Genomic DNA, 7621 nt, shown 5'->3' on the forward strand with positions numbered 1-7621 from the left:
GGCGCTGCGGTGGCCGGCGCCCTGGCCGACCGGGAGGCGAGGGCCGGACGGCTCGGGGCCCTGCGGGACCGGCTGTGGGAGGGTCTGGCGGCCCTGGGCGGGGTGCGCCGCAACGGCCACCCGCGGCAGTGCCTGCCCCACAGCCTCAACGTCAGCGTCGAGGGTGTGGACGGCACCCGCCTGCACCGCCAGCTGCGCCGGGTGCTGGCGGTGAGCAGCGGTTCGGCCTGCAGCCAGGGCAGCCCCTCCCACGTGCTGGCCGCCCTCGGCCTCGACCGCCACGCCGCCGGCGCCGCGATCCGCTTCGGCCTGGGTCGGGGCACCACGGCGAAGGACATCGACGTCGCCGTGGCGGCGGTGGGCGAGGCGGTGGCGGAGCTGCGGGTGGCTGTCTAGCTTTCGGGTCTGCGCCCTTCCCTTGATGTCCACACCCGGCGGTCGGCAGGGCCCCCGGCTCAATTTCGGTGATGCACTCCAGGAGGGCTGGCGGGCCTTCAGTCGCAGCCCGGGCCCCTTCGTCGGCTTCCCCCTGCTGGTGGTGGCCCTCCAGTTCCTGATCCAGCCCCTGCAGAGCCGCATCAGCAGCGGCGGCGTGGCCTCCAGCGACCCCTTCGACTGGGTGCTCTACCTGATCGGGCTGTCGGCCAACCTGCTGCTGAATCTCTGGTGCGCCATCGGGCTGGTGCGCGGCGCCGGCAGCGCCCTGCAGGGCGGCCACCCCTCCCTCGGGCAGCTGATGCGCTGGGACGGGGAGGCCTTCCTGCGGCTGCTGCGCGCCTGGCTGGTGCTGGTGGCGCTGGTGGCGGTGCCCCTGCTCGGCCTGCTGCTGCTGGTGGGCGGGCCCCTGGCCCTGCTGAGCGTCTACGCCGACCAGCTGGTGCCGTTCAGCCGCACCCTGGTGGAGGTGCTCGGGCTGAGCCTGGCGGTGGTGTTCGCCCTGCTGCTGGGGGTGGTGCTGCTGGGGGTGATCTACCTGGCGATCAACCAGAGCTTCCTCACCCAGATCGTGCTGTTCGAGCGCGCCGGCTCCCGCACCGCCGTGCAGCGCGGGCGGTCCCTGGTGGACCCCAGCTGGCTGATGGTGCTGCTGCTCACCCTGATCGAAGGTCTGCTGGTGCTCCTGGGTCTGCTGGCCTGCCTGGTGGGCGGCTTCGTGGCCTGGCCCCTGGTGGTCTGCATCGCCACGGCGGCCTACCGGCAGCTGGTGCTGGCCGGCGGCGGCCCCGATCCTCTGCCGCCCCTGCCCGGCCGCTGAAGGCGCCTGGGCGGCCGGCGCCGTCTCAGCTGCCGTCTCGGCTGCCGTCTCAGCCGCCGACTCCGGGCGCGAAAGGGCCCACCGTCAGCAGCACGAAGCCCAGCACCCCCACCAGGGCCAGCAGCAGCTGGGCCACCCGGCTCACGAGCATCCCGGCCACCACCGCCAGGCCCACCAGCAGGGAGCGCCGCAGCCGGCCCAGGCCGGGCGGGCCGAGGGTCGGGGGGGCCGTGATCAGCTCACCCAGGCTGGCCCCCAGCAGCGGACCCACCAGGGCCCCCAGCAGGGGCCCGCCCACCGGCAGGGCCGGCAGCAGCCCCAGCAGGCCCACCAGCAACCCCACGCCGGCCCCGACGTAGCTCCAGCGGGTGGCCTGCAGCCGGGCCGGGCCGAGCAGCAGGCCCAGGGCCTCGGCCCCCCAGCCCAGGAGCAGCAGCACCACGGCCAGGGCCAGGGCCGGCCAGCCGGCGGCCCAGCCGACGGCCCAGCACCAGAGCAGGGCGCCCACAGGCAGCAGGGTCAGGCCGGGCGCCACCGGCAGCACCGTGCCCGGGATGGCGAGGGCCTGGATCAGCAGGGCGATCCACCAGAGCAGATCGGCGCGGTCGAGGCTGGGCAGGCTGACCGGGGTCATGGCAAACGGCTCAGGCCACGCGGCGGGCCACCCGCAGCTTGGCGGAGCGGCTGCGGGGGTTGGCCTGCTCCTCCTCCTCACTGGCCACCAAGGGTTTGCGGGTGAGCCGCTCCAGGCGCGGGTCGCTGAGGAAAGCGGTCTTGACGCGCCGGTCCTCGAGGGAGTGGAAGCTGATCACCGCCAGCAGCCCGCCCGGCACCAGCCAATCGGGGGCGCGCTCCAGCAGCCGGTCGAGGGCGCCCAGCTCATCGTTGACCGCGATCCGCAGGGCCTGGAAGGTGCGGGTGGCCGGGTGGATCCGGCCGTGGCGCGCCTTGGGGGGGAAGCAGCCGGCCACGGCGTAGGCCAGATCGGCCGTGGTGCGGCCGCTGCCGGCCCAGGGGCGCTCGGCCACCAGGCGCCGGGCGATCCGGCGTGACAGCCGCTCCTCGCCGTAGCCGTGGATCAGGTCCGCCAGGGCCGACTCCTCCAGCCGGTCGATCAGCTCGGCAGCGGTCTCACCGGCGGCAGGATCCATGCGCATGTCGAGGGGGCCGGGGGCGCGGAAGCTGAAGCCCCGGCCGGGCTCGTCCAGCTGGGGACTGCTGACTCCCAGATCGGCCAGCACCCCCACCAGGGGAGCGGGCGGGGTGAAGTCGGCGAAGTTGGCCGCCTCGATCCGGGCGCGGTCGCCGAAGGGGGCGAGCCGCTCCGCGGCGGCGGCACGGGCGGCGGGGTCCCGGTCGAGGCCGATCAGGCGCAGAGCGGGGTGGGCCGCCAGCAGCAGGGCACTGTGGCCGCCCCCGCCGAGGGTGCAGTCGAGCAGCAGCGGCTCTCCGGCCTCGGCAGCCCCGTCACCGGCGTCGGCCGGTTGTCCAGGCAACCCGGAGAAGGCCGCGAGCACCGAATCGGCCAGAACCGGGAGATGGGCGAACGAAACGGCCATCTCACCTTCCTAAGATCCCGGCACTCCGTTCCTTGCGAAGGGCATGACCCAGCTCGAGACCCGCACCGAGCCGATGGTGGTCAATTTCGGCCCCCATCACCCGTCGATGCACGGGGTGCTGCGGCTCGTGGTGACCCTCGACGGCGAGGACGTGATCGACTGCGAGCCGGTGATCGGCTATCTCCATCGCGGCATGGAGAAGATCGCCGAGAACCGCACCAACGTCATGTTCGTGCCCTACGTGAGCCGCTGGGACTACGCGGCGGGCATGTTCAACGAAGCGATCACGGTGAACGCCCCGGAGAAGCTGGCCGACGTGCCGGTGCCCAGGCGCGCCAGCTACATCCGGGTGCTGATGCTGGAGCTCAACCGCATCGCCAACCACCTGCTCTGGCTGGGCCCCTTCCTCGCTGACGTGGGCGCCCAGACGCCCTTCTTCTACATCTTCCGGGAGCGGGAGATGATCTACGACCTGTGGGAAGCGGCCACCGGCCAGCGGCTGATCAACAACAACTACTTCCGCATCGGCGGGGTGGCCGTCGATCTTCCCTATGGCTGGCTGGAGAAGTGTGCCGACTTCTGCGACTGGTTCGGTCCCAAGATCGATGAGTACGAAAAACTGATCACCAACAACCCCATCTTCCGCAAGCGGATCGAGGGGCTCGGTGTGATCGGCAGGGAGCAGGCGATCAACTGGAGCCTCTCCGGCCCGATGCTGCGCGCCTCCGGTGTGCCCTGGGATCTGCGCAAGGTCGATCACTACGAGTGCTACGACGACTTCGAATGGTCGGTGGCGTGGGAGAAGGAGGGCGACTGCTACGCCCGCTACCGGGTGCGGATCGAGGAGATGCGCCAGTCCCTGAAGATCCTGCGCCAGGCCATCACCATGATTCCCGGCGGCCCCACCGAGAATCTGGAAGCCCGGCGGATGGCCGAAGGCAAGAAGAGCGAGTGGTACGGCTTCGATTACCAGTACGTCGCCAAGAAGGTGGCGCCCACCTTCAAGATTCCCGATGGCGAGCTGTATTGCCGGGTGGAATCGGGCAAGGGTGAACTGGGCGTGTTCATCATGGGCAACAACGACGTCACCCCCTGGCGCTGGAAGATCCGCGCCGCCGATTTCAACAACCTCCAGATCCTCCCCCACATCCTCAAGGGGGCGAAGGTGGCCGACATCATGGCCATCCTCGGTTCGATCGACGTGATCATGGGTTCGGTGGATCGGTGACGTCGGCCGGCCGGCGCTGGATCCGCCGGCTCGCCCGTTGCGGCCCCCTCCTGCCGCTGGGGGCCACAGGCCTGCTGGTGCTCAAGGGGCTGCATCCGGGGCTGCCCGGCCTCAGCTGCCCGTTGCGGGCCCTCACCGGCATCCCCTGCCCCACCTGCTATCTCACCCGGGCCACGGCGGCGAGCCTGGTGGGTCGCTTCGACGACGCCGTGGCCCTGCACGCCTTCGGCCCGGTGCTGGCCGCCGGCCTGGTGCTCTGGTCGCTGAACGCCCTGCACACCGGCCGGCTGGTGCCCCGGGTGCTGCGGGGCTGGCACCTGGCGGCCATGGGCACGCTGCTGCTGCTCTACTGGGCCGGCCGCATGGGGCTGACCTACGGCATGGGCCTGCAGGCGTTTCCGCTTCGATGAGGACCCGGCACGCACGGCCGAGGCCACGCTGCGGCTGACGGTGGAGGGCGGCGATACCCGAGGACCCCATCCCGGCTTCAGAACTGGAATGGCGTGCTCGGCGTCCCGAAGCCAGCGCCTAGTGTGAATTCCTCTTTACAGACGTTCCCCCTGGACAGCGGTCGTGTTCGTTTTTTCCTCTACGCCCTGGGGCCTGTCTTCATCCTGGTGTCGCACCTCGGCTGCCTGCTGCTGCTGGCCACCGGTCTGAGCCTGGCGGCCGCGGGCTGGGCGCTGGCGCTCTACCTGATCCGGATGCTGGCCACCACAGCGATCTACCACCGCCTGATCACCCATGGCAGCTACCGGGCGCCCAGGCTGGTGCACTGGATCGGGTCCCTGGTGGGGGCCTCGGCGGGGCAGATGGGACCGAGCTGGTGGAAGGCCCATCACCTGGCCCACCACCGCCATGTGGACACCGACCTCGATCCCCATTCGCCCCTGAAGCCTGAGGCAGGCCTGGGTGGTTTCTGGCGCTCGCAGGCGGGCTGGCTGCTCGCACCCTCGTTCTTCCCGGAGCGGTTGCCCGCCGATGTGGAGGCGGATCCTGTGCTCAGGCTGATCGACCGCCTGCATTTCGTGCCGCTGCTGGCCCTGGGCGGGATCTCCTATCTGCTCGGCGGACCCGAGTGGCTGGCGGCCTTCTTCCTGAGCACCACGTTGCTCTTCCACGGCGTGGCCACGGTGAATTCTCTGGCCCACATCGCCGGTGAGCGGCCGTTCCTCACCAACGACATGAGCCGGAACAACGGCTGGGTGGCGCTGATCACCCTCGGAGAGGGCTGGCACAACCTGCATCACGCCTTCCAGTGGTCGGTGCGGCAGGGCTACGGGGTGCGAGGGGGCCGCATCAGGCCGCTGCCTGATCCCACCTATGTCTTCATCCGCGGCCTCGAACGCCTGGGCTGGGCGGATCGGCTGCGACTGCCGGCGGCGGAGGAACTGCTCGAGCGGGTACGCCCCTGAGGCGGTGTCCCCTCAGCTGAGCACCCCCCGGTGGTACGCGGCGTTCTGGATGTAGAAGGTGGCCACCGGCACCGCCACCAGCGAGCCCAGGAAGCAGGTGAGCATGGACACCAGCAGGACCAGCAGCCAGGCCAGCAGCTCGATGCCGGCGAACACCCGGCCCTGGGGCGAGCCGTACACAGCCTGGAACGAGGAGGAGAAGGCGTCGAGAATGGGGCTGTCGGTGAGGAACACCTTGTTGACGTACACCGGCATCACCAGGGTGACGGCGAGGCCGGGCAGGATGCACAGGACAAAGCCGATGGCCGCCACGACCGTGAACAGGGCACCGGCCAGGATGTAGCGCACCGGCCTTTGCATCAGCACCCGCAGGGCAGCTTCGGCATCGATGATCTCGCCACTGGCGTAGTGCATCGCCGGAACGGCCACGAACAGAACCCCCACCAGATTGGAGAGGATCGTGAAGGGCAGCTGCACCAGGTTGCCGAGCACCGCCCCCAGGCCTGCCGCGGCCTCCGCACCCGCGGCGCCGCTGGAGAGACCCACCCCCAGGGTGGTGAGTGCCAGCGAGGCCACGACGCCGATGACACCGATGACGATCGTCACCACCCAGATCAGCAGGATGGTGGGGATGTGGGCCAGGAAGGCGGCCCAGGCCTTGGAGATGCTGGGGGGCTCGTAGGCGATCGCGGCGGCCAAGGGGAAGGGTTCGTACTGGGCGGAACCTAGGGGCGTTCCGCCGGGCCAGCAACGGCTTCAGACCTGCCGGGGGCAGAAGGGGGCATCAGCATGGGTCGAGGAGCGCCCCTGAGGCTGCATGTCCCCATCCGACCCGGCCGACTGGCTGCTGCTCTGCCGCACGGTGCGCTTCGGCGACACCGATGCCGCCGGGGTGATGCACTTCCACCAGCTGCTGCGTTGGTGCCATGTGGCCTACGAGGAAAGCCTGGAGCGGTTTGGCGTGGTGGCCGGCGAGATCTTCCCCGGGCCGGGCCGGACCCCGGCCGTGGCCCTGCCGATCGTGCATGTCAGCGCCGACTACCGGCGCCCCCTGGCCTGCGGCGATCCTCTGGCGATCGAGCTGCGGCCCCTGCAGCTCGACGGCGGCAGCTTCGAGATTGGCTACCGCTTCCTGCACGAGGGCCTGGAGGCGGCCACGGGGCTGACCCGGCACATAGCCATTGAGGCGGCCAGCCGGCGGCGGACGGCCCTGCCCGATGCCATCGGGGCGTGGCTGGAGGCCAGCCGCACGGGCCCCTAGCGGCGGTGGATCCCGGCCCAGGCCAGGGCGGCCAGCTGCAGCGGCAGCAGTGCCGCCATGAGGGCCAGGGGGTGCAGGCCATCGTGGGGCGTGGAGGCCAGGGCCAGGAAACTCACCAGCCCGCCTCCCGCCACCAGGAGAAGGGCCAGCCGCCGCGGCCGACCCGCTGCGGGCCGCAGCACGGGCATCAGAACCACTCCCGGGTGGCGTCGATGTACTGGGCCTGGAACTCCTCGGTGGACTTGGTGAGATAAATGACGCCTTCGATCACTCCGATGATCCCCATCACCGAAGCCCCGAAGCCGCAGGTGAGCACCGTGACCAGCAACATGATCAGCCCGGCCTTGCTGTAGCCCAGGACGAACTTGTGGATGCCCAGCGACCCCAGGAAGATGGCCAGCAGCCCTGCCGCCAGCTTCTTGTTGCTGGTCTCGACCTGTTGACTTTCGGTCATCGTTGCAGGGGCGTTTCAGAAGGCTTCTAGCGAGTCCAGCCAGCGCTGCCAACGTCCCCGTTGCCATTTGCCTGCGGCGGTGGGCGCCAGCGAGGGGCACAGGTGCCAGCCCCTGGGCCGCTCGGCGGGGGGCCAATCGGCCGTGATGGCCTGCAGCCGCCCGAGCAGCTCCGCCCCTTCCTCCTGCCTGAGTGGCCGCACCAGGGCCACCAGCCGTTCCCCCCACTCCGGATCGGGCCGGGCCAGCAGCAGCACCGCCGCCAGGCCCGCCCCCCGCTGCGCCGCCTCGGCCTGCAGCCGCTCCTCCAGCCGCTCCGGGAACACCGTCTCGCCGCCGCTGTGCAGGGCCCCATCGAGGCGGCCGAGCAGCTCCAGCCCCTCGGGCCCGATCCGGCCGCCGTCGCCGCTGCGCCACCAGCCGTCCGGCTGCAGCGGCAGGGGCTGCAAGC

General features: G+C 71.0%; 11 protein-coding genes and 1 pseudogene. 6 read left to right on the top strand and 6 right to left on the bottom strand.

The genetic code is table 11. The features are described from left to right. Both KBY81_RS15825 and KBY81_RS15830 read left to right on the top strand, forming a co-directional pair. Positions 1–396: aminotransferase class V-fold PLP-dependent enzyme (locus tag KBY81_RS15825; protein ID WP_254977019.1), on the top strand; the 396-nt coding region annotated here is incomplete at its 5' end. Positions 397–421: 25 nt separating this feature from the next. Next, the gene (locus KBY81_RS15830) at positions 422–1255 is read left to right on the top strand and encodes a hypothetical protein (RefSeq protein WP_254977020.1); all 834 of its coding nucleotides are present in this window, start codon (positions 422–424) and stop codon (positions 1253–1255) included. A gap of 49 nt (positions 1256–1304) precedes the next feature. Here KBY81_RS15830 and KBY81_RS15835 read toward each other — a convergent pair whose 3' ends face one another. Beyond that, a complete protein-coding gene (locus tag KBY81_RS15835) occupies positions 1305–1889 on the bottom strand; it encodes a DUF456 family protein (RefSeq protein ID WP_254977021.1) in 585 nt (194 codons plus the stop codon). A gap of 10 nt (positions 1890–1899) precedes the next feature. Further along, positions 1900–2814, bottom strand: a complete 915-nt coding sequence (gene rsmH, locus KBY81_RS15840) for a 16S rRNA (cytosine(1402)-N(4))-methyltransferase RsmH (RefSeq protein ID WP_254977022.1) — start codon at positions 2812–2814, stop codon at positions 1900–1902. 43 nt (positions 2815–2857) lie between these two features. Between rsmH and KBY81_RS15845 the strand changes: the two genes are divergently transcribed. From KBY81_RS15845 to KBY81_RS15855, 3 genes are all read left to right on the top strand, one after another. Then, the gene (locus KBY81_RS15845) at positions 2858–4042 is read left to right on the top strand and encodes an NAD(P)H-quinone oxidoreductase subunit H (protein WP_106219341.1); all 1185 of its coding nucleotides are present in this window, start codon (positions 2858–2860) and stop codon (positions 4040–4042) included. Continuing rightward, a complete protein-coding gene (locus tag KBY81_RS15850; RefSeq protein ID WP_106219342.1) occupies positions 4039–4452 on the top strand; it encodes a DUF2752 domain-containing protein in 414 nt (137 codons plus the stop codon). The genes KBY81_RS15845 and KBY81_RS15850 overlap by 4 nt, the downstream gene beginning before the upstream one ends. Before the next feature lie 123 nt (positions 4453–4575). Beyond that, positions 4576–5457, top strand: a complete 882-nt coding sequence (locus tag KBY81_RS15855) for an acyl-CoA desaturase (protein ID WP_106219343.1) — start codon at positions 4576–4578, stop codon at positions 5455–5457. A 12-nt stretch (positions 5458–5469) separates the two neighbouring features. Here the strand turns inward: KBY81_RS15855 and KBY81_RS15860 are convergent, their stop codons facing one another. Further along, entirely contained in the window at positions 5470–6156 is a 687-nt protein-coding gene (locus tag KBY81_RS15860) for a hypothetical protein (RefSeq protein WP_254977023.1), read from the bottom strand. 118 nt (positions 6157–6274) lie between these two features. Between KBY81_RS15860 and KBY81_RS15865 the strand changes: the two genes are divergently transcribed. After that, a complete protein-coding gene (locus tag KBY81_RS15865; RefSeq protein ID WP_254977024.1) occupies positions 6275–6718 on the top strand; it encodes a thioesterase family protein in 444 nt (147 codons plus the stop codon). Here the strand turns inward: KBY81_RS15865 and KBY81_RS15870 are convergent. From KBY81_RS15870 to KBY81_RS15880, 3 genes and pseudogenes are all read right to left on the bottom strand, one after another. Beyond that, positions 6715–6900 carry a hypothetical protein gene (locus KBY81_RS15870; protein ID WP_254977025.1) on the bottom strand — a complete coding sequence of 62 codons (186 nt, stop codon included), beginning with the start codon at positions 6898–6900 and terminating at the stop codon, positions 6715–6717. The two genes, KBY81_RS15865 and KBY81_RS15870, sit on opposite strands and share 4 nt — an antisense overlap. Before the next feature lie 5 nt (positions 6901–6905). Continuing rightward, on the bottom strand, positions 6906–7172 hold the full coding sequence (locus KBY81_RS15875; RefSeq protein ID WP_106219347.1) for a TM2 domain-containing protein: 267 nt from the start codon (positions 7170–7172) through the stop codon (positions 6906–6908). Between the two features lie 15 nt (positions 7173–7187). Then, positions 7188–7621 (bottom strand): annotated as a pseudogene (locus KBY81_RS15880) (o-succinylbenzoate--CoA ligase); the annotation flags it as partial.

The organism is Cyanobium sp. Lug-B, from assembly GCF_024345635.1.
Taxonomy (GTDB): domain Bacteria; phylum Cyanobacteriota; class Cyanobacteriia; order PCC-6307; family Cyanobiaceae; genus Cyanobium; species Cyanobium minutissimum.

Excerpts from the sequence above, each read along its gene's own strand:
- KBY81_RS15830 (WP_254977020.1), top strand. The coding sequence starts at position 422 with ATGTCCACACCCGGCGGTCGGCAGGGCCCCCGGCTCAATTTCGGTGAT.
- KBY81_RS15835 (WP_254977021.1), bottom strand. The coding sequence starts at position 1,889 with ATGACCCCGGTCAGCCTGCCCAGCCTCGACCGCGCCGATCTGCTCTGG.
- rsmH (WP_254977022.1), bottom strand. The coding sequence starts at position 2,814 with ATGGCCGTTTCGTTCGCCCATCTCCCGGTTCTGGCCGATTCGGTGCTC.
- KBY81_RS15845 (WP_106219341.1), top strand. The coding sequence starts at position 2,858 with ATGACCCAGCTCGAGACCCGCACCGAGCCGATGGTGGTCAATTTCGGC.
- KBY81_RS15865 (WP_254977024.1), top strand. The coding sequence starts at position 6,275 with ATGTCCCCATCCGACCCGGCCGACTGGCTGCTGCTCTGCCGCACGGTG.
- KBY81_RS15875 (WP_106219347.1), bottom strand. The coding sequence starts at position 7,172 with ATGACCGAAAGTCAACAGGTCGAGACCAGCAACAAGAAGCTGGCGGCA.